General features: G+C 39.9%; 20 protein-coding genes. 6 read left to right on the forward strand and 14 right to left on the reverse strand.

The features are described 5' to 3' along the window. Positions 1 to 63 precede the first annotated feature (63 nt). Genes HC000_RS01250 through HC000_RS01260 form a run of 3 tightly spaced genes read left to right on the forward strand, consistent with a single transcriptional unit; the run spans position 64 to position 4,834 of the window. Positions 64 to 1,986 (forward strand): PrkA family serine protein kinase, encoded by a 1,923-nt coding sequence (locus HC000_RS01250; protein ID WP_179806707.1) that lies wholly within the window; start codon positions 64 to 66, stop codon positions 1,984 to 1,986. A 30-nt stretch (positions 1,987 to 2,016) separates the two neighbouring features. Then, positions 2,017 to 3,300, forward strand: coding sequence for a YeaH/YhbH family protein (locus HC000_RS01255; RefSeq protein ID WP_179806708.1), 1,284 nt, complete (start codon positions 2,017 to 2,019; stop codon positions 3,298 to 3,300). Positions 3,301 to 3,319: 19 nt separating this feature from the next. Then, positions 3,320 to 4,834: a SpoVR family protein gene (locus HC000_RS01260; protein WP_179806709.1), complete on the forward strand. Its 1,515-nt coding sequence runs from the start codon at positions 3,320 to 3,322 to the stop codon at positions 4,832 to 4,834. 78 nt (positions 4,835 to 4,912) lie between these two features. Here HC000_RS01260 and HC000_RS01265 read toward each other — a convergent pair whose 3' ends face one another. Together HC000_RS01265 and HC000_RS01270 are read right to left on the reverse strand one after the other, a co-directional pair. Next, a complete protein-coding gene (locus HC000_RS01265; protein WP_179806710.1) occupies positions 4,913 to 5,884 on the reverse strand; it encodes a diguanylate cyclase in 972 nt (323 codons plus the stop codon). 5 nt (positions 5,885 to 5,889) lie between these two features. Further along, complete coding sequence (locus tag HC000_RS01270; RefSeq protein ID WP_179806711.1) at positions 5,890 to 6,894, reverse strand: response regulator; 1,005 nt, start codon at positions 6,892 to 6,894, stop codon at positions 5,890 to 5,892. Positions 6,895 to 7,119: 225 nt separating this feature from the next. On the opposite strand from HC000_RS01270, the gene tpx reads away from it, so the two are divergent. Continuing rightward, positions 7,120 to 7,701: a thiol peroxidase gene (gene tpx / locus HC000_RS01275; RefSeq protein WP_179806712.1), complete on the forward strand. Its 582-nt coding sequence runs from the start codon at positions 7,120 to 7,122 to the stop codon at positions 7,699 to 7,701. A gap of 74 nt (positions 7,702 to 7,775) precedes the next feature. Here tpx and adk read toward each other — a convergent pair whose 3' ends face one another. The 11 genes from adk to HC000_RS01325 form a co-directional block, all read right to left on the reverse strand. After that, entirely contained in the window at positions 7,776 to 8,420 is a 645-nt protein-coding gene (gene adk / locus HC000_RS01280; RefSeq protein ID WP_011327892.1) for an adenylate kinase, read from the reverse strand. Positions 8,421 to 8,584: 164 nt separating this feature from the next. Further along, complete coding sequence (htpG, locus tag HC000_RS01285; protein ID WP_179806713.1) at positions 8,585 to 10,498, reverse strand: molecular chaperone HtpG; 1,914 nt, start codon at positions 10,496 to 10,498, stop codon at positions 8,585 to 8,587. 110 nt (positions 10,499 to 10,608) lie between these two features. Beyond that, on the reverse strand, positions 10,609 to 11,322 hold the full coding sequence (locus HC000_RS01290) for an RluA family pseudouridine synthase (protein ID WP_179806714.1): 714 nt from the start codon (positions 11,320 to 11,322) through the stop codon (positions 10,609 to 10,611). A 351-nt stretch (positions 11,323 to 11,673) separates the two neighbouring features. Beyond that, positions 11,674 to 12,282 (reverse strand): recombination mediator RecR, encoded by a 609-nt coding sequence (recR, locus tag HC000_RS01295; RefSeq protein ID WP_179806715.1) that lies wholly within the window; start codon positions 12,280 to 12,282, stop codon positions 11,674 to 11,676. Between the two features lie 6 nt (positions 12,283 to 12,288). After that, complete coding sequence (locus tag HC000_RS01300) at positions 12,289 to 12,615, reverse strand: YbaB/EbfC family nucleoid-associated protein (RefSeq protein ID WP_011327886.1); 327 nt, start codon at positions 12,613 to 12,615, stop codon at positions 12,289 to 12,291. Between the two features lie 63 nt (positions 12,616 to 12,678). Beyond that, positions 12,679 to 15,201, reverse strand: a complete 2,523-nt coding sequence (gene dnaX / locus HC000_RS01305) for a DNA polymerase III subunit gamma/tau (RefSeq protein ID WP_179806716.1) — start codon at positions 15,199 to 15,201, stop codon at positions 12,679 to 12,681. Positions 15,202 to 15,204: 3 nt separating this feature from the next. Next, a complete protein-coding gene (gene apt / locus HC000_RS01310) occupies positions 15,205 to 15,750 on the reverse strand; it encodes an adenine phosphoribosyltransferase (protein WP_179806717.1) in 546 nt (181 codons plus the stop codon). Positions 15,751 to 15,914: 164 nt separating this feature from the next. Then, entirely contained in the window at positions 15,915 to 16,037 is a 123-nt protein-coding gene (locus HC000_RS18485; protein ID WP_011327883.1) for a hypothetical protein, read from the reverse strand. 72 nt (positions 16,038 to 16,109) lie between these two features. Then, positions 16,110 to 16,862 (reverse strand): putative DNA-binding domain-containing protein, encoded by a 753-nt coding sequence (locus HC000_RS01315; RefSeq protein ID WP_179806718.1) that lies wholly within the window; start codon positions 16,860 to 16,862, stop codon positions 16,110 to 16,112. A gap of 45 nt (positions 16,863 to 16,907) precedes the next feature. Then, positions 16,908 to 17,735, reverse strand: coding sequence for a DUF692 domain-containing protein (locus HC000_RS01320; RefSeq protein WP_179806781.1), 828 nt, complete (start codon positions 17,733 to 17,735; stop codon positions 16,908 to 16,910). Between the two features lie 122 nt (positions 17,736 to 17,857). Then, positions 17,858 to 18,292, reverse strand: a complete 435-nt coding sequence (locus tag HC000_RS01325) for a hypothetical protein (protein WP_179806719.1) — start codon at positions 18,290 to 18,292, stop codon at positions 17,858 to 17,860. Positions 18,293 to 18,509: 217 nt separating this feature from the next. Here HC000_RS01325 and HC000_RS01330 point away from each other — a divergent pair, with 217 nt between their 5' ends. Both HC000_RS01330 and HC000_RS01335 read left to right on the forward strand, forming a co-directional pair. Continuing rightward, positions 18,510 to 19,490, forward strand: coding sequence for a tRNA-dihydrouridine synthase (locus tag HC000_RS01330; RefSeq protein ID WP_086993336.1), 981 nt, complete (start codon positions 18,510 to 18,512; stop codon positions 19,488 to 19,490). Positions 19,491 to 19,550: 60 nt separating this feature from the next. Further along, complete coding sequence (locus HC000_RS01335; protein ID WP_179806720.1) at positions 19,551 to 19,877, forward strand: conjugal transfer protein TraR; 327 nt, start codon at positions 19,551 to 19,553, stop codon at positions 19,875 to 19,877. Positions 19,878 to 19,903: 26 nt separating this feature from the next. Here HC000_RS01335 and HC000_RS01340 read toward each other — a convergent pair whose 3' ends face one another. Then, positions 19,904 to 20,947: a hypothetical protein gene (locus tag HC000_RS01340; protein WP_179806721.1), complete on the reverse strand. Its 1,044-nt coding sequence runs from the start codon at positions 20,945 to 20,947 to the stop codon at positions 19,904 to 19,906. Positions 20,948 to 20,964: the final 17 nt, after the last annotated feature.

Below are 20,964 nucleotides of genomic sequence, written 5' to 3' on the forward strand. Positions count from 1 at the left end.
TTCAAAATCGTGACTAGACTTTAAGAAGTTAAGCTATTTTTAAAGTGGGTTTTGGAGGTCTTTATGACGATTTTTGATCATTACCAAGCACGATATGAAGCTGGACAAGAAGAAGAGTACAGTATCGCTGAGTTTTTAGATATTTGTAAAACCGACAAATCTGCCTACGCAAGCGCTCCTGAGCGTCTACTAATGGCAATTGGCGAGCCACAAATGATAGACACAGCAACAGACGCACGCTTAAGTCGATTGTTTTCTAATCGTGTTGTAGCGCGCTACCCTGCCTTTGCTGATTTTTATGGTATGGAAGATGCCATCGAGCAAATTGTTTCTTATTTAAAACACGCCTCTCAGGGCCTTGAAGAATGTAAACAAATTCTTTATTTATTGGGTCCGGTTGGTGGTGGTAAATCATCAATTGCCGAAAAACTTAAATACTTGATGCAACAAGTACCAATTTATTCTATTAAAGGCTCCCCTGTAAACGACCATCCACTGTCTTTATTCGACCCGATTGAAGATGCTAAATTACTTGAACAAGAATACGGCATTAAACCTCGCTATTTAAAAACCATTATGTCGCCTTGGGCCGGAAAACGCTTAAAAGAATTTAACGGCGACATTAGCCAATTTAAAGTGGTTAAGCGCTACCCTTCTATTTTAAATCAAATAGGGATTGCCAAAACAGAGCCTGGGGATGAAAACAACCAAGATATTTCGGCACTAGTGGGTAAAGTAGATATTCGCCAACTAGAACATTTTGCACAAAATGATCCCGATGCTTACGCCTACTCTGGATCTTTATGTTTAGCAAACCAAGGCTTAATGGAGTTTGTTGAGATGTTTAAAGCGCCTATTAAGGTACTGCATCCTCTGCTAACTGCCACCCAAGAGGGTAACTATAACGGTACTGAAGGTATTAGTGCTCTGCCCTTTAACGGCATGATACTAGCCCACTCAAACGAATCTGAGTGGCAAACTTTTAAAAACAATAAAAACAATGAGGCATTCCTAGACCGGGTATATATTGTTAAGGTTCCTTATTGCTTACGTGTTACCGAAGAAATTAAAATTTACGATAAGCTACTTCAGCACAGTGAGTTGTACAACGCGCCGTGCGCCCCAGGAACACTTAAAATTTTAGCGCAGTTTACAACGTTATCACGGTTAAAAGAGCCTGAAAACTCGAGCCTTTTTTCAAAAATGCGAGTATATGACGGCGAAACCCTAAAAGACACCGACCCAAAAGCTAAATCGTATCAAGAGTATCGAGACTATGCTGGGGTTGATGAAGGTATGACAGGGCTTTCTACCCGCTTTGCTTTTAAAATTTTATCGCGAGTATTTAATTTTGACACCCTTGAGGTTGCTGCGAACCCAGTACATTTATTTTATGTGTTAGAACAACAAATTGAGCGTGAGCAGTTTGCATCTGATACCGAAGAGCGTTATTTGAGTTTTTTAAAAGGCTATTTAATTCCACAATATGTTGAGTTTATTGGTAAGGAGCTGCAAACCGCATACTTAGAGTCGTACTCTGAATACGGACAAAATATTTTTGACCGTTATGTTATTTACGCCGATTTTTGGATTCAAGATCAAGAATACCGCGACCCCGATACTGGCCAACTATTTGACCGTGATGCCCTTAATGCAGAACTTGAAAAAATAGAAAAGCCAGCGGGTATTTCTAATCCAAAAGATTTTCGTAACGAAATAGTAAACTTTGTGCTTAGGGCTCGAGCGCACCATAACGGTAAAAATCCACTGTGGACCAGCTACGAAAAATTGCGCACTGTGATCGAGAAAAAAATGTTCTCTAACACCGAAGATTTACTACCCGTTATTTCGTTTAATACCAAAACCTCTGCCGAGGATCAGCAAAAACACGAAGACTTTGTTAATCGTATGGTCGAAAAAGGCTACACACAAAAACAAGTGCGGTTGTTATCTGAGTGGTATTTACGGGTTAGAAAATCGCAATAACCTTCATGTTGGTAGTTTAGGAGGTAATTAATGGCGCATTTTATAGATAGGCGATTAAACGCAAAGAATAAAAGCACGCTTAATCGCCAGCGCTTTATTAGGCGCTATAAAAAACAAATTAAAGAAGCGGTTTCTGATGCGATTAATAAACGCAGTGTCACCGACGCAAGCTCGGGGGAGAGCATTTCTATTCCGCAGCGCGATATTAGCGAACCTACATTTCATCAAGGCAAAGGCGGCAATAGAGAACAAATACACCCAGGGAACGATCAGTTCTCTACTGGCGATAAAGTAGAGCGCCCTAAAGGTGGGCAAGGTGGTGGCGCAGGAGGCGGTGAAGCGAGCGACTCGGGAGAAGGTCAAGACGAATTTGTATTTTCGATTTCAAAGGATGAATATTTAGATTTGTTGTTTGAGGATTTAGAGCTGCCAAACCTGCAAGAAAATCAGCTCGACAAACTAGTACAAATGAAAACTCATCGCGCTGGTTTTTGCAGCGATGGTATGCCAAGTAATATTGATATTGTACGCTCACTCAAAGGCTCGTTAGCACGGCGCGTGGCCATGAGCGCAGGTAAAAAGCGTTTATTAGCAGTGCTTGAAGCTCAGTTAGTTATTTTACTTGCACAAGCACATCCTGATAAAGCTGCTATTGTGCTGTTAAGTAGTGAAATTGAACTGATTAAAAAGCAAATTAAGGCAGTGCCTTTTATTGATAATTACGACTTACGTTTTCGTAATTACGAAAAACGCCCTCATCCTACCAGCAAAGCCGTGATGTTTTGTATTATGGATGTGTCTGGCTCTATGGATCAGGCCACAAAAGACATGGCTAAGCGCTTTTATATTTTGCTATATCAGTTTTTAACACGCAGCTATAAAGACATTGAAGTGGTATATATTCGACATCACACGCAAGCTAAAGAAGTTGACGAACAAGAGTTTTTTTACTCCCAAGAGACCGGCGGCACGATTGTTTCGAGTGCCCTTAAACTCATGGACGAAATAATTAAAGAGCGCTACAACTCTGAACAATGGAATGTGTATGCCGCGCAAGCGTCTGATGGTGATAACTGGGCAGACGACACACCGCAATGTGGACAAATTTTGCGTAATAAATTATTAAACGCAGTGCGCTATTTTGCCTATATAGAAATAACCACACGGGCGCATCAAAGTTTATGGCGCGAGTATCAAGACATCACCCAAAGCCATGCTAATTTTGCCATACAACATATTCAAAGCGTTGAGGATATTTACCCTATTTTTAGAGAGCTATTTAAAAAAGGTCGTCAGCAGCAAGGGGCTGCATAGCCTAAGCGAGGTAGTAAATATGAAGGATAAACATATAAGTGATGGCCCAGATTGGACTTTTGAGTTATTGGCCCAGTACCGTGATGAAATAGCCCGTGTTGCACAGCACTACCGCTTAGACACGTACCCTAATCAAATTGAAGTGATCACCGCTGAGCAGATGATGGATGCCTATTCTAGCGTTGGTATGCCTATAGGCTATAGCCATTGGTCATACGGTAAAAAGTTTATTCAAACTGAGCAAAATTATAAACGCGGTCAAATGGGATTAGCCTACGAAATCGTCATTAACTCCGATCCGTGTATTGCCTATTTAATGGAAGAAAACACCCTGCCCATGCAAGCACTGGTTATGGCGCATGCTTGTTATGGGCATAATTCTTTTTTTAAAGGGAATTACTTATTTAAAACCTGGACCGACGCCGGCTCAATTATCGATTACCTACTGTTTGCTAAAAAGTACATTAGCCGCTGCGAAGAGAAATACGGTATTACTGAGGTAGAAACCCTGCTCGACTCTTGCCATGCGCTAATGAATTACGGCGTAGACAGATACAAGCGCCCGCAACGTATTTCATTATTTGAAGAACAAAAGCGCCAGCAAGAACGAAAAGACTATCTACAATCACAAGTAAACGAGTTGTGGCGCACTATTCCTGCGCAACAACAAGAAGCTAAAAAGCATGAGCGTCATTTTCCACAAGAGCCACAAGAAAACATTTTATACTTTATTGAAAAAAATGCGCCGCTGCTAGAGTCATGGCAGCGTGAAATCATTCGGATTGTACGTAAAATATCGCAATATTTTTATCCGCAAAAACAAACCCAGGTGATGAATGAAGGTTGGGCTACATTTTGGCATTATACTATTTTGAATCACTTATATGACGAAGGAAAATTGACTGATTCATTTATGATGGAGTTTTTACAAAGCCATACTAATGTGATTTATCAACCACCTTATAATAGCCAATATTACTCGGGTATAAACCCTTATGCTCTGGGCTTTAATATGATGGTAGACATTCGCCGTATTTGTGAGCAGCCAACAGAGGAAGATATACGCTGGTTCCCGCAGTATGCTGGCAGTAATTGGCTCGACACGCTGCACTTTGCAATGCAAAACTTTAAAGATGAGAGTTTTATAAGCCAGTTTTTATCACCTAAACTGATCCGTGACTTTAAATTATTTACTATTGTTGATCATACAAATAACCCTCATTTAGAAATAGGCGCTATTCATGATGATAATGGCTATAAAGCAGTAAGAGAAGCGCTGTCGGCGCAATATAATTTAAGTAATCACGAGCCTAATATTCAAATCTATAATGTTGATATTAGAGGCGACAGATCACTTACATTACGTTATGTGCCGCACAATAATATTCCACTCGCTAACTCACACAATGAAGTACTTAAACATCTGTACCGTTTATGGGGGTTTAAAGTAAAGCTAGAGCAAGAGTCGAGTAGCGGTGAGGTTTCTATTCTTAGCCAATGCCCAATAGATGATTATCGTCATACTACACAGTAAATAACCTAGGTCATGGATAATAGATTTATTAAACAACGCTGTATACTTGCGTTAACTAACCGATATAAAAAATGACGCTTAGGCGTCATTTTTTATATCGTCAAATATAGTAATACTATTTCTACCATTATGTTTTGAATTATAAAGTGCTTTATCGGCCGCCTCAATCCAGCGTTCATGGTTTTTAAATTCATTACTATAAGAGGCAATGCCAATACTGACCGTCATACTCACTAGCTGATCTTTGTAAACCACCGGAGTTGCCGCTATTAGCTCGCGTAAACGCTCAGCTATTATCAGTGCACCTTGCTTATCAGTGTCGAGTAAGGTGATAGCAAATTCTTCGCCACCGTAGCGCCCTGCTATATCGGTTTCGCGCAAAGTGTCTTTTAGTAGTTTTGCAATATGACGCAATGCCTCATCACCACAACTGTGGCCGTACTCATCGTTCACTTTTTTAAAGTGGTCAATATCAAACATTAATAAAGTACTGCAACCACCACTGCGTTTAGTACGCAAAAACTCTTGTCGTAGCGTATGCTCCCAATGCCCTCGGTTAGCTAGCTGCGTTAAGCTGTCGGTTTGACTCACTTGCTCAAGTTTTTTATTTAACTGTTCGAGTTCTTTTTTATTAACGGCTACATCGGTTACATCGTAAATAATAATGCATATATGCTCAACGTCACCACGGGTATTTGTTAATGGGATAAAAGTAGCGTTTTGGTACATATAATCTGCTTTACCGGTAATTGGCCGATAGTTTTTAAAGCGAAAAATATAAGGCTGCTGTTCCCAAATTGTAAATGAGCGGTTTTTTAATACAAATACAGATTCAGATTTACTTCTAAACCATTTTTCATCTATTGCAGGAAATAAGTCAAATAAGTCTTTGTGTTTAACTGCGCTTGGCAGTAATCCTGAATGATTTTCCATAAAACCATTCCACACACACACTTTATATTCTCTGTCGAGCACCACTAGGCCCACATCAACAGTATTAAACATATCCATTAACCAATGGATTTCATTCATATTTAAATCAGCTGACATAATCGTTAATCTTCTAATAGGTAGGCAACTTTGTACTTCAAAGTTTTTAGTGAGTCTTCGGTAAATAACAACATCAAATCGCAGTTTATATCGTGGTTTTCAATACCGTAACTTATTTCAATTGCTAAGGTACGTTGCCAGCGTGGTTTGTTAGATTTAACCAGCTCTGATACATCTCTATGTTGGCCCAGCACTATGGGATGCCCTTGGCTAAATGTCATGTCGAGCTGCTTAGAGAGTCCTGTTAAAATAGCGCCAATAAGTATATTGCTGATATCCATTAACAGCTCTAGCTCTACTTTTTCGTTAAGCTCACCGTCGTAGTTCATTAGCGATGCTATTTCTTTAAAGCTCGAGTCATTTAAAAGTAATAACGCTTCTCCTGATATACCACCGCCTATAAAGCCTTGGCAAATACCCGAGGTTGAGGTGCTGTTATCAATTGAGCGCAGCGCCATATCAAGCTCATTTACCTCTAAAATATTTACATTCGGTATGGGCAACTTAACAAATACATTTAGTAGTCTTGCCAGCAAATCTCCTGCTTGCCCCATGGCTACGTTAGTGAGCTCTTGGTATATATCTCGCACATCTGGGTCTACCTGCTCCCCTAACGAATGCGCAAGGCGTTCTCGTATTGCTTTGTCTTTAATGCCGTGATGTTCAATAATAGTGGCTAGCTTTTCTGTGGAGCAAGGTTTTTGGATAAAATCAATTGCACCTAGCTCTAATACACGCTCATGGGCCGCTGGCTGAATATCGCCAGAAACCACCACAGTGAGCACATTAAGACCCAGCTCTCGTATCGCTATAAGTACTTCATAGCCATCCATTTCCGGCATATTTAAATCAAGAAAAAGAATTTCGGGCTGTATTTTTTTTATTTGGTTTATACAATCTACACCGTCATGCGCAAATTCAATTTTAATATCCCAATCCTCTGGCAAAGATCGAGCTAACTGGCGTCTAGCTAATTTTGAATCATCACATATTAGTACCGATGTCGACATATTCTCTCTCTATTTTGACCCTACTCTAGGTATCAAACTGCATTAATAAAGGTTTAATTATTATTTTTATACACATATTTTTTACATATGTATGTTATATCAAAGTATACCTTGTTTACAATTTTTGATTAATAAATAAAAGCACAGGCTTATTCTACTTGGTGAGCACTTCGCAGTATAATACACTTAACGCTATTACAGCCTGAATCTAAAAGGAAATACCCTATGTTTCGCTCGTTAATTTTTGCATTAAGTGCATTTAGTTCTGTGGCTTTTGCCGCCGATTATACCGAAAATACGCTTGATGCAGGTAAAGTATCTGCACAAGGTAAACCTGTTACTTTATTAGGTAAGGGAGTTGCTGTAGGTGATAGCGCACCAGAGTTTAAAGTGGTCGACGCTAACTTTACCCCTGTTACATTAAGTTCGTATAAAGGCCAAGCCGTTTTGATTAGCGTAGTACCTAGTTTAGATACCGGTATTTGCAGCCTACAAACTAAACACTTTAACGAAAAAGTAGCACAACAATTTCCAAACATAACCATGTTCACCATTAGTAGCGATTTACCTTTTGCGCAAAAACGTTTTTGCAAAGCTGAGAACATAGATAAGGTAATTGTGCTTTCTGATTCGGTATGGCACGACTTTGGTCAGAAGTATGGATTTATAATTAAAGATATGGGGCTATTAACACGCGCTGTACTTATTTTAGATAAAAACCATAACGTGGTTTATAAGCAATTAGTGAGTAGCCTTGCAACTGAACCAGAATACGCCAGCGTGATTGAAAAACTAAAGGCACTCTAAATTAACGTAAATTCTGCACAAAAAAACCGCTAAATTTTACATTAGCGGTTTTTTATTTAATATAGGACTGTAAATTAGCCTAATAGCTCACCTAGCTGTTTGCTAATAGCATCAACAGCTTGTGTACCATCTAGCTTATGATACTGGGTGTTACCCGCAGCAGCTTCTGCTTGGTAGTAATCAACCAATGGCATAGTTTGCTCATGGTAAATACCTAAGCGTTTACGTACTGTTTCTTCTGTATCGTCTGCACGAATAATAAGCTCTTCACCTGTTTCGTTGTCTTTATCTGCCACTTTTGGTGGGTTATAAACAACGTGATAAACACGACCAGAACCTGGATGAACACGACGTCCACCCATACGCTCAACAATCACTTCATCAGCAACATCAAATTCAATAACGTGATCAACCACTACGCCATTTTCTTTCATTGCATCAGCTTGTGGAATAGTGCGTGGGAAACCGTCTAATAAAAAACCATTTTCGCAATCAGCTTTAGTAATACGCTCTTTTACTAAACCAATGATAATATCGTCAGAAATTAACTGGCCTGCATCCATTACTTTTTTTGCTTCAAGACCCAGTGGAGTGCCTTCTTTAATTGCTGCACGTAACATATCACCAGTCGAAATTTGTGGAATACCGTATTTATCCATCAAGTACTGAGCTTGAGTGCCTTTACCTGCACCCGGCGCGCCCAAAAGAATAATGCGCATATCATTGTCCCTTAGTAATAGTTTGTTTTTTGAAGCCTGAATTCTTCCATAAGCGCCGCCGATACTCAAGCAACTTATACTAATTGATAAGTCATTCGCGGGCTTATAGCGGATAAAAAAGGGAACTTACGTTCCCTTTTAACTTAATCTTTCATTTTTTAAGCTTATTTGCTTAATTCAAGCATTAGTTTATTTAAGCGAGTTACAAACCCTGTAGGATCTTTAAGTGTGCCACGCTCTGCAAGTAGCGCTTGGTCAAGTAGTACATGCGACCACTGTGCAAACTTATCTTCGTCTTGCTCATCATTTAAATGCTTAACAAGTTGATGCTCTGGGTTTAGCTCAAACACAGGTTTTGCTTCAGGAGCAGCTTGACCAACCGACTCCATTAGCTTTTGCATTTGTGAGCTCATGTCGTTGTCATCGCTAACAACACATGCTGGAGAGTCGGTTAAACGATGCGTAAAGCGCACTTCTTTAACTTCATCACCTAGCGCTGTTTTAATACGCTCTACTAAACCGGCAACTTCTTTTTCAGACTCTTCTTGCGCTTTTTTAGTCTCTTCGTCGTCAAGCTTACCTAAGTCTAAATCACCACGGGTGATTGATTGTAGTTGCTTATCGGCAAATTCAGTTAAGTGGCTCATCATCCACTCATCTACACGGTCGCTTAGCAGTAATACTTCAATGCCTTTTTTGCGGAAAATCTCTAAATGTGGAGAGTTTTTCGCAGCAGTAAACGTGTCAGCCACTACATAGTATATTTTGTCTTGGCCTTCATTCATGCGCTCAACATATTGCTCAAGCGATACATCTTGCGTTGCTGAATCGGTATGCGTAGAAGAAAAACGTAATAGTTTACAAATTGCTTCTTTATTAGCTGCATCCTCTGCAGGGCCTTCTTTGATCACTTGACCAAATTCATTCCAAAATACTTGGTAATCGTCAGCTTTGTTTTTAGCCATACGCTCAAGCATTTTAATAATACGCGATGTGCACCCTTTACGAATAGCTTGCGTTACTTTGTTGTCTTGTAAAATTTCGCGAGATACGTTTAGTGGTAAATCGTTTGAATCTAATAAACCTTTTACAAAACGTAAATAACTTGGCATGAACTGTTCAGCGTCATCCATAATAAATACGCGCTGTACGTACAGTTTTAAACCACTTTGGCGATCACGGTTCCATAAGTCGAATGGCGCTTTTTTAGGGATGTATAACAAACTAGTGTATTCAGTTTTACCTTCTACCTTGTTATGCGCCCAGCTTAGTGGATCTTCCCAATCGTGGCTTACGTGTTTGTAAAACTCTTTGTATTCGTCATCTGAAAGCTCTGACTTATCACGAGTCCACAGTGCCGTAGCGCGGTTAATACTTTCCCATTCACCTGGTACTGCTGGGATTTTTTCGCCATCTTCACCTTCAGACTCTGGTACTTCTGCTTTGTACATTTGTACTGGGGTCGAAATATGATCCGAGTATTTAGTCACTATGCTGCGCAGACGCCACTCATCAGCAAACTCTTTTTCTTCTTCGCGAAGATGTAGAATAATGTCGGTACCACGGCCTTCTTTTTCAATTTCTTGCAGCGTGTACTCGCCTTCGCCTTGAGACTCCCACTCGTAAGCTGTTGTTTCGCCGGCTTTACGGGTACGTACCGTTACTAAATCTGCCACAATAAATGCTGAGTAAAAACCAACACCAAACTGACCAATTAACTGCGAATCTTTACTTTGATCGCCAGTTAAGTTTTTGAAAAATTCAGCAGTACCCGACTTAGCAATCGTCCCTAAAGAGCTAATTACTTCATCGCGTGTCATACCAATACCATTATCAGAAATAGTAATAGTGTTAGCTTCTTTGTCAGCGCTAATACGTACACGTAAGTCAGCGTCGCCTTGGTACAGATCACCTTGTGATAATGCTAAAAAGCGTAACTTGTCTGCTGCATCTGAGGCATTTGACACAAGTTCACGTAAAAATATTTCTTTATTAGAATAAAGAGAATGGATCATCAGGTTTAATAGTTGTTTTACTTCTGTTTGAAAGCCTAATGTTTCTTTTTGTGCTGCAGTCATTTATATATCTCCAATTTGCAAAGTGTCTGCGTTATGCACTTAATATGGGGGGAGCTGCTAGAACTTCAAGGGAAAAAATAAAAAAAGTCCCAACCAATATTGTCTTAAAACTAAAACGTACTAGCGCATTGCATATGAATTTGCTCATTGCTTACCGGGTGCTGAAAATACAAATCGCTTGCATGAAGCTGTAAGCGCCCTGCCATATGCTCGCTTTGTGCATTGTTATATAAATCGCACCCTAAAATAGGGTGCCCTATAAACTGGCTGTGAATACGCAATTGGTGCGTACGCCCTGTAATGGGTGTAAATTGCACTAAGGTTCGCTGTGGTTGCGTTAGGCGCTGCAGCACTTTATATTCACTTACGGCAGTTTTGCCTGTGGCTTCGCAAATTTTAACCCGCGGAAAAAGCAGTTTATCTTTTGCTATCGACGCACTAATTTTCCCTTCGTCGTCAATTAACCACCCGTGTAACATAGCTACATAGCGCTTTTTAATTGTACGCGCCTGAAACTGTTTATTTAGATGCTTAGAAGCCGCTGCGTTTAATCCCACAACCATAATGCCCGATGTACCTAAGTCTAACCTGTGCGGTAACTTAGCCTCTGGGTAAGCAGCCGTAATACCGGCTTGCCCATTCACTAAACGATAATGCACTGAATCCCAATTGAGCGGGTTTTTCCCCGACAAGCTCAACAAACCACTGGGTTTGTTGATCAGTAAAATGTCTTCATCTGCAAAGAGGATTTCAACCAAGCCATCACACTGTGGTGCTACAAAATCATCAACTATAATCATGGTATCGGAGTCAGGAGTCGGCATAATTATTCCTTAAAATTAGGACTGGTTATACTGCTTAACCTAAACTCTGGTTAAGAGATTTACTAACGTATTGAATCATAATTATATTTAAATTAATTTCTCTAGCCTGAGGTTTTCAGTGAAAACAAGGCGAATTTACGCGTCAATAGCTGCTTGAGCTAGGTTTATTATCCGGAGTTTAGGTTACTTACTATGCCTGAATTAGTAGGCTTAATATTTATAGCAATCCAATTATAAAAACATGATCATACTGGCAATGCACGTCTTTAATCTAGTTGGCTTACGTACAACAAAAAAGCCCACATAACTTAATTATGCAGGCTTTTTACAATTTCTAACAGCAGTTATAAGTTAGTCTTGTGTTACCGTGCGCCTGCCACTAAAGGCATGCATTAACGTTGTACCGTCGACTAAGTCAAGCTCACCACCTACCGGTATACCATGAGCAATACGTGAGGCACCTACTTTGTACTTATGACAAAGCTGAGCAATATAATGTGCCGTGGTTTCGCCTTCAACCGTAGGGTTGGTTGCTAAAATCACCTCACTTATACCGCTTTGTGCCAGCTTTTCCTCTAAAACATCTAGGCCAATTTCTTTAGGGCCAATACCATCAATAGGCGATAAATGCCCCATTAATACAAAGTACAACCCTAAATATTGACCCGTTTGCTCTATAGCAAGTACGTCGCTTGGCGATTCAACAACACATAATATGCCGCTGTCTTGGCGTTTAGTACTTAAACAAATGTCGCACTGCGACTGCTCGCAAAAAGTGCGACATGACTCACAATGACCAACCGCCGTCATAGCTCTTGTCAGTGCATTGCCAAGCTGAGTGCCGCCTTTACGGTCGCGCTCCAGTAAATGAAAAGCAATACGTTGCGCTGACTTAGGGCCAATGCCCGGCTGACAGCGCAATGCCTCTATAAGCTGAGTTAAACTAGCTGAAAGTTGCATATAGGCTTAAAACGGCATTTTCATACCTGGTGGTAATTGCATACCGCCAGTTACTTTGCCCATACGCTCTTGTGTTTCGTCTGCTACACGGCGAACAGCATCGTTACATGCTGCTGCAAGTAAGTCTTCAATCATGTCTTTGTCGTCTTGCATTAAGCTCTCATCAAGCTCTACGCGACGAACGTTGTGGTTACCTAGCATAGTTACTTTAACTAAACCGGCACCGGCTTCGCCTACAACTTCTAATGTTGCAATTTCGTCTTGGGCTTTTTGCATGCGATCTTGCATTTGCTGCGCCTGCTTCATCATGTTACCCATTCCACCTTTAAACATAACTTTCTCTCTTTCTTTTTTAATACATTAACTAGGTTACTAAATAAGGGCTGTTGTAATAAATTACAATGCCTGAATGCTGTTTTCGTCAATTTCGGCGCTAAATAGCTGCTGAAATTGTACTATATTATCGTCTGAGGTGATCACATCTATTGCTTGCTGATGACGACCTGCATCAATTTTTTGCTGAATTAAATAAGGCGAATCAATCACCCCTTTAGCAAAATTAATACTCAGTGTTACATTATGCTCATAAATACTGGATAACGCCGCATCAAGCCTTTGGCGTAGCATGGGCGTATCTAAATGTTTTTGTGATTCATCAACATCTATATGCAAATTATTGCCTTGCTTAGTAAAAATAGAGTGCAACGCAAACTGGCGCATACGCCCGCCTAATCCCATGCGTTTAATTAAATATGCCCACTCGTCTTGCTGATGCGCAAAGCGAATTTCGCTTATTGGGCTCTGAAAATCATCAGGCGCTGGAATGCTAGGCTGCGCTACAACAACTTCGGGTACTTTTTGCGGGTTAATTTGCTCAAGTAACTCAGGGGCTAAATTTTCGGTAATTGTTTGGTGCTTTGCTTTAAAGTCTATTTTTCGCTCAGGCTTTGACTCAAACTGAGCTTGGCTTGCTGCCTTGTTTTGGCTCCCCGCTAGTGGGAGCTGTGGCTTTTTTTCGCTCTCACCTGCGAAATCATTAGGCCACGGCGGCGGATTATCTGTGTGTGTTTGCTGCGCATTATTGTTAGCTCTACTGTGATTAATTGCATCGCTATTTGTTGTAACATTTTGCTCATTGCTGTCACTGCTATTAACAGTAAAGCGACTCGGCCGAGTGTTAGCAGAGCTTAAATTTGCTGTATTTTGCTGTTCAGTCTCTTTTGCATTTGAGAGCTTACCCGCACCCGATATATTTCTATCTCTTAAAATACGTGCAATAGCAGATTGTGCTCGCGCTTCTTGTTCGCTAATTGAGGTGTCTGTTGCTTGGCTTTGCTGAGCTGGCGCTGCCGTATTTGTTGCAGGGTTAAACCCTTGATCAACCGCACTACTAATAACATCATCAAACTGTGCTGCTAATGAGTGCTCTAAATTACTTTGCTGTAAGTAGGCTTCATCTTCGCTTTGACGCTGCGCTTGCTCGTCAGTTACGTCATTTGTATGCTGATGTTGCTGAGTAACTAATTGCTCACTCGTCGTTTCATTTTGCACAGCCGAAACAACTGCTTGCTCTACTGCTGATACAGTAGTAGAAACCTGCTGCGTTGTATTAGAGTGATTATTAAGAGTGTCGGGCGTTACGTTTTGCTGCTCTGATAGCTTAGCGACCTCAGCTGGTTTTGGCTCAATAATTTGTGGTTGCGTTGTATCATTATTTTGAGCTGTGCTTGGCAGCGGTTTACTTTTATTTAAAATATCACGTAAGGCACTGGCCTTTGTTGTATTACTTTGCACAGGCTGTGTATTTACAGCTACTGGTTGCTGGTTTTGTGTATCAATTGGTTGAAACGCTAACAGCCTTAGCATAATCATTTCAAAGCCTAAACGAGGCTCTGGCGCCCATTGTAGATCTTTTTTCCCGTTTAACAGTAGCTGATAGTAAATTTGAATTTGCTGTGGATTTGTATTTTGAGCAACATGCGTGATGTAATCGGCATTTGTTTCATCAAGAGCGGCAGCTTCAGGTACTAATTGGCTTAACTGTGTCAAATGCGTTAATGCAATTAAATCATCTAGTAAGGCCACAAAGTTAGGGTTTCTGCTAGCAACATTTGCTACTTCTTTCATTAGCGCTGCGCCATCTTGGGCAAGTAACGCGGCTAGTAAACTTTGGCTATAATGCGTGTCCATTAAACCAAGCATAGTTTGTACCGCTTGGTTGTTAATATCACCATTAGTTTGTGCTATAGCTTGGTCGGTTAAGCTAAGTGCATCTCGCATACTACCGTCTGCAGCTTTGGCAATAATGCGCAAAGCATCGTTGTCAAAGTTCAGTTTTTCATGCGTCAGTACGTGTTCAAGCTGAGTTTTTATTTCATTTTGCGATAACGCATTTAAGTTAAATTGCAAACAGCGAGATAATATAGTGACTGGTAGCTTTTGTGGATCGGTAGTCGCAAGTAAAAATTTTACATGCTCAGGCGGCTCTTCCAACGTTTTTAGTAACGCATTAAAGCTGTGCTTAGAAAGCATGTGAACTTCATCGATTAGGTATACTTTATAGCGCCCTCGTGTGGGTGCGTATTGTACGTTATCGAGTATTTCGCGGGTGTCTTCTACTTTAGTGCGCGAAGCTGCATCTATTTCGAGTAGGTCAATGTAACGTCCTGCTTCTATATCTTTACAGCTACTACATTGACCACACGGATTTGCCGAAATGCCTTCATCACAATTTAAGCTTTTAGCAAAAATACGCGCTATTGTGGTTTTACCCACACCTCGGGTTCCAGTGAATAAATAAGCGTGGTGCAGTCTATTTTGCGTTAGCGCATTAACCAGCGCTTGTTTAACATGAGACTGTCCAACCAATTCATGAAAGGTTTGTGGACGCCATTTTCTCGCTAGAACCTGATAACTCATCGATTACTCGCCTTCGAATTCAACCAATTTTAGGATTTTAATACCCATTTTTGCGATACGCTTTTCACCACCAAGCTCTGGTAATGAAACAACAAATGCTGCATCAGTGGCTTCGCCACCTAATTTTTGCACTAATTTAATGGTTGCTTCAATAGTACCACCGGTTGCTAGTAAGTCATCCACAAGCAATACTTTGTCACCTGGAACGATAGCATCTACATGCAGTTCTAATGTGTCTTCGCCATATTCAAGTAGGTAGTCTTGACGAACAACTTCACGCGGCAGTTTGCCAGGCTTACGCACTGGAATAAATGGAATACCCAAAGCATAAGACAAGGGTGCACCAAAAATAAAACCTCGTGATTCAGTACCAATAATTTTGGTAAAGTCCTGATCTTTATATGCAGCAATAAAAGCATCGATAGTCGCTTTAAATGCATCTGGGTTTGCCATTAGTGTCGTTACATCGCGAAACATAATGCCCGCTTTAGGGTAATCAGCAATAGTAGTTATGCTGTTTTTGATAATTGCTGGTGTTACTTGAGTCATAATTTTAACTGCTCAATGGTTTATATTACAAAGCAGCTGATTATAACCTTAAGTGACCTTTGATTGCGAGTTTGACGTTATTATAAAAGGTGTTTTAACCGTTTCAGGCGAGGGGAAGTTTTAAAAAATAAGGCTGTTGGTAACAACAGCCTTGAGATAAATAATTAAGATAACACAGCAAACCAGCCAACAATTGCATTTAAGCAACCAATACCTACAAATATAGCTACGAAGCCAAAAAAGTACGCTGCATTGAACGGATCTTTAAATTCTTTATCATCTGACATTGTTACAACCTTTTATTAAGCACGACACATAAGGGCGTCATAATAAACGATGTAAAATAATCTATAAAGAGCTTAAGCTTGATTTTTTGTCACTATAATCCCAAGCTGAGCCATAGCGCGTAAGGTAACGAGTGCGCCTTGGGCAATTTGTGCAGCGCTAAACAGCACAGCATGGCGGGTTACTTGCTCGCAAATAGTATCGAGTATTAAACCATCATGCTCACTTATAATCGATAATAACAAGGCTGTCATGGCATTCGTTGCTAAAAATTGAACTTCATCATCGCCATCGCGATATACTACAAAATAATTAGGTTGTACTGATGGCTGTTGCGGCTGAAACTGCCTACTTATTGTTTGCACCGCAAATTGGTAACTTAAATTACGCGCGGTACTTGATAAGTATAAACGCGCAGAGGCAACCTGATCAGAATCTATGAGTTGCTCATCTTCAGCCTGCTGTGTAATAGCTACATCTAATTCAATCCATTCATAATGGGCAAGTTCGAGCATAAATGGCGGATCATATTTTTGCATTTCATAATTACTTGATAAGTAATTAATAAACTCCCCTGCTATATCTAAAAAGTACGGCGAGTGACAATCATATTCACTAAAAAATCGGCGAATAAGCATTTGCCATTGTTTATCGCTGTATAAGGTTTTTAACACCGGAAAACCTGACGAAATAAACCCAACAATATTATTAAAAAATAAATCGCGGTAAATAGCCATGCGTCTATCTTCAATCCCTTGCGGCTTTTTATTTTGGCTGGGTTTGCGAATATGCGCCATAAATTCGTTTTGTATTTCAATAAAGCTCATAACTAAATACTCCTTTTGCAGGCACCCTAGGTTCAGACATACTTATTAAGCTCGCTGTTTGATTAGTGATTTATCAAAGTATTTTGCTTGCAGGTTATGAATAATATCCAGCTCTTTAGTTAATACATTAATGGTCGGTATATTAAAATCTCGCTCGAGCAGCGTCGAAAATACACCGTGAGCTTGGTACGCTTTATCGAGCAACTGCCAAACTGGGTCAATTACATCTGCACCATGGGTATCTACAATTAGATCATCTGCTTCATTGTAATGCCCGGCTACATGGCCGTAAGCAATACGTTGTGTAGGTAATCCGGTTAAAAAGGCTTCTGCGTCATAACCATGGTTTACTGAGTTCACATAAATATTATTCACATCGAGTAACAGCTTACAATCAGCTTGCTCTAAAATAGCATTAGTAAACGCCAGCTCTGACATTTGCTGCCCAGGGGCTGCGTAATAAGACACATTTTCTATGGCAATTTGCCGCCCTAATATATCTTGTACTTGTTTGATACGCGGCACTACATGATCAATCGCTTCTAAAGTAAACGGAATAGGCATTAAATCGTACATATGCCCAGTGCCAGAGCAGTAACTTAAGTGCTCGCTGTAAATTTTTATATCATGTTCATCAAAAAACATTTTTAGTGATTTTACAAATTCAATATCAATTGGCGCAGTTGAACCAATTGAAAGCGATAAGCCATGACAAGCAAAACTATTAGCACTGGTTAATGCTTTAAATTGTTTTTTAAAACGCCCGCCTAATTTTAGCCAGTTTTCTGGAGCAACTTCCATAAAATCGACTTGTTTAGGTACATGCGATAGTAACTCGTCAAGCATTTCTCTACGTAAGCCTAAACCAACCATACCTAGGTCAGTATTTATAATTTGTGTCATAACCACTCTCAACAAAAAGGGCCAACCGGCCCTTTATTCTATATGCTATTAAGGTATTTAACTTGAAGTAAAGTTAAATACCTTAATAAAATTTAATGACCGCCACACTTACCTTCACCACACTTGCCTTCTTTTTTGGCTTTTTTATCTGCGCCACTTTTAGCTTCGCCACATTTGCCTTCTTTTTTAGCTTTTGCATCTGCACCGCATTTAGCTTCGCCACATTTGCCTTCTTTTTTAGCTTTTGCATCTGCACCGCATTTAGCTTCGCCGCATTTGCCTTCTTTTTTAGCTTTTGCATCTGCGCCGCATTTAGCTTCGCCGCATTTTCCTTCTTTTTTAGCTTTTGCATCTGCGCCACATTTACCTTCGCCGCACTTACCTTCGGTAGCATCTATTTGATAACCGGTAACCATTTGTTGAAACTCAAAAGGATTTGCTTGCACATCCACTGATACAAAGCTTGCAGAGCCGACAACAACTGCACCTAGTGTTAACGCGATTGAACTTTTTTTGATTGTATTCATTATGTGACTCTCTTTTTAATAAGATTGTATAACCAAAAAATTGGAAAATACGAGTATGTGTTTAAGTAGACCTGTATAAAAAATAAAAATTTCATTTTAGTTTAATTATTTGTAAACTTTTTGACTAAAGTAACTATGCGCGGTAATTACGGATTTATCAATTTATGATTAACGGTTACACTACACATCCCTTTATTTAGCCATAATTAATCTCTCTATGAAACTTGTTTTAGCACCGATGGAAGGTGTTGTTGACTTCAAAATGCGCCAACTTCTTACCAATATAGGTGGTTTTGACTTATGTGTGACTGAGTTTGTGCGTGTTGTTGATGCTTGCTTACCGGATAAGGTTTTTTATCGTTACTGTCCTGAACTTAGCAATAATGGCCTCACTAGTGCTGGTACACCGGTACGCATTCAGTTATTAGGTCAAGTTGCAGGTGCGCTTGCAGAAAATGCAGTTAAAGCAATTAGCTTGGGCTCTCACGGCATAGACCTGAATTTTGGCTGCCCTGCAAAAACAGTTAATAAAAGTAAAGGTGGGGCTGTACTACTTAAAGATCCCGAGCACATGTATGAAATAATTAAAGCGGTAAGAGACGCCGTTGATAGCAAGCATCAAGTGAGTGCAAAAATTCGTCTTGGTTTTGATGATGACAGTAACAGCCAAGAAATAGTAGATGCTGTTGTCAGCGCTGGTGCAAGTAGTATTGCAATTCATGCTCGCACTAAACGTGATGGCTATAACCCACCTGCTTATTGGGAAAAGATCCCACCTTTAATTAAAGATAAAAATATTGCCGTTGTGGCCAATGGCGAAATATGGCAAGTAGAAGATGCTATGTTGTGCCAAAAACGCAGTGCTTGTACCGACTTAATGCTTGGTCGTGGTGCGTTATCTCATCCCGATTTAGCAAAAAAAATTAAAGCGAATATAAATAATGAACCTTATGTAGGGCTCGAGTGGGAGCATATTCTTTATCATTTAATAAATTCAGCTATTCATCACGACCCCGCTAAAGATGAAAAGTACTTTGCATCGCGTACTAAGCAGTGGCTAGGTTACTTAAAACGTCAGTACCCACAGGCGATAACATTATTTGATGAGATCCGTCGATTAAAGGCCAAAGAAGATGTCGCAGAGGTACTAAGTAAGTATGCCAAAGCGCCACAGTTTGATGCAAATCATAACGCGTAAGTAAATCTACCTAGATAATACCCCTATTGCTCAATGCTAATTATAAAGGGGTTATACGCGATGCAACATCTGCAAAGGTTAATTAATGAAATAGAGGAAGTAAAATTAACAATATTAAACTTACTTTCTCAATCAGCGCATTTATCTCACCAGCATTTATTATCTTTATTAACGCAAACAGTAAATGCAGAGTGGCTCGACTTGGCAGCGCAAAAGCTCGGCCCAGAATACGGTGAGTATATTCAACGAATGACTACTTTAGAGGCTGCTGTGAGTCAAATTGAGATAGGTCAGTACGGTTATTGCTGTGATTGTGAAGAGCCTATAACAACAGCTTTACTCGAATTAGATCCAGCTACACAACGCTGTGAACAGTGCGCTAAATAAGCGCACATTGAGTCACTGGCGGACAGTTAAAGTAATTGCTGAGCAAAGCTAAACGCTTGCCCAGGGTAAAGCACTATATCTTTAACCAACCTTGTTGCATTTACTTCGCTAATATTTAAGCGCTTTACTAAGTTAACCTTAGCCTGTGGCAAGGTCCACGCATGAATATGCAGCCCTACATCAGTTTCCATCATTGCTAACATTAGCGTTTTTTGCTGCGCTAAAAGTGATTTATTTTCAGCTATAGCGGGTAAGTCTCTAAACCCCGACAACCAATCTAAACCTGGCACTTCTTTATCGCTATTAGTAAACTGCACCAAAAATGAGTTCGGATAAATTTGGCTAACCTCCTGATTAACTCGATTTTTTTCCTCTTTTTTTAGCTGCTCATTTATAATAGTAAGCCACTCTAGCGGAGAGTGCACAACACCACTAAAATAGTTTAACTTACTTTGATACCACTCACTGCCATTAGCTAAACCGTATAGCCCTACACTTCCTCTTGGACTATATTGCGCTAAATATTTTTTTAAAATATTAAGTTGAGCTAATAAGCTATTTGGCATATTTTTATCGTTAAGTGCGCTAAGTACATAATTTTTTATTAAATTGTGCTCAATTTTATTTAACTTTAAATTACTTAACTGCGCGCTCTCTAATTGTAGCTGCACAAATTCAAGCCAATTACTTATATTTTGATAGTCACTCTCTGAATTTGCTAAGTTAAGCAAATTAACTAAAACATTTGTATGTGCTGGCCAGGCAAAGTAACGCTCAGGAAAACGCTCTGCAATAACAAGGTAATTAACCTGCTCAGTTTGCGACTTAGTTAGTTGCATTTGCATTAAGCTTTGATAAATAACGTGGCGCTTTTGTAAATACGCATCTGTAAAAGGCAATTGCTCACTTCGCAGCTCTGTGTGTTTACTATTTTTTGGCTGGTGTAAAGCTAGGTTAAGCGATTTTAATGCGTGCTGCGCTTCATCGAATGATGTGTACGGTTGTGGTTGCTTAGAGCAAGAGGTCAAAAATAGACACAGTAAAAAAGAAAAAATAAGCGTTTTGTTCATGTTCATCCCAATAAAAA

The sequence above is a fragment of the Pseudoalteromonas sp. MIP2626 genome (genome assembly GCF_013414205.1).
GTDB classification, from domain to species: Bacteria; Pseudomonadota; Gammaproteobacteria; order Enterobacterales; family Alteromonadaceae; genus Pseudoalteromonas; species Pseudoalteromonas nigrifaciens.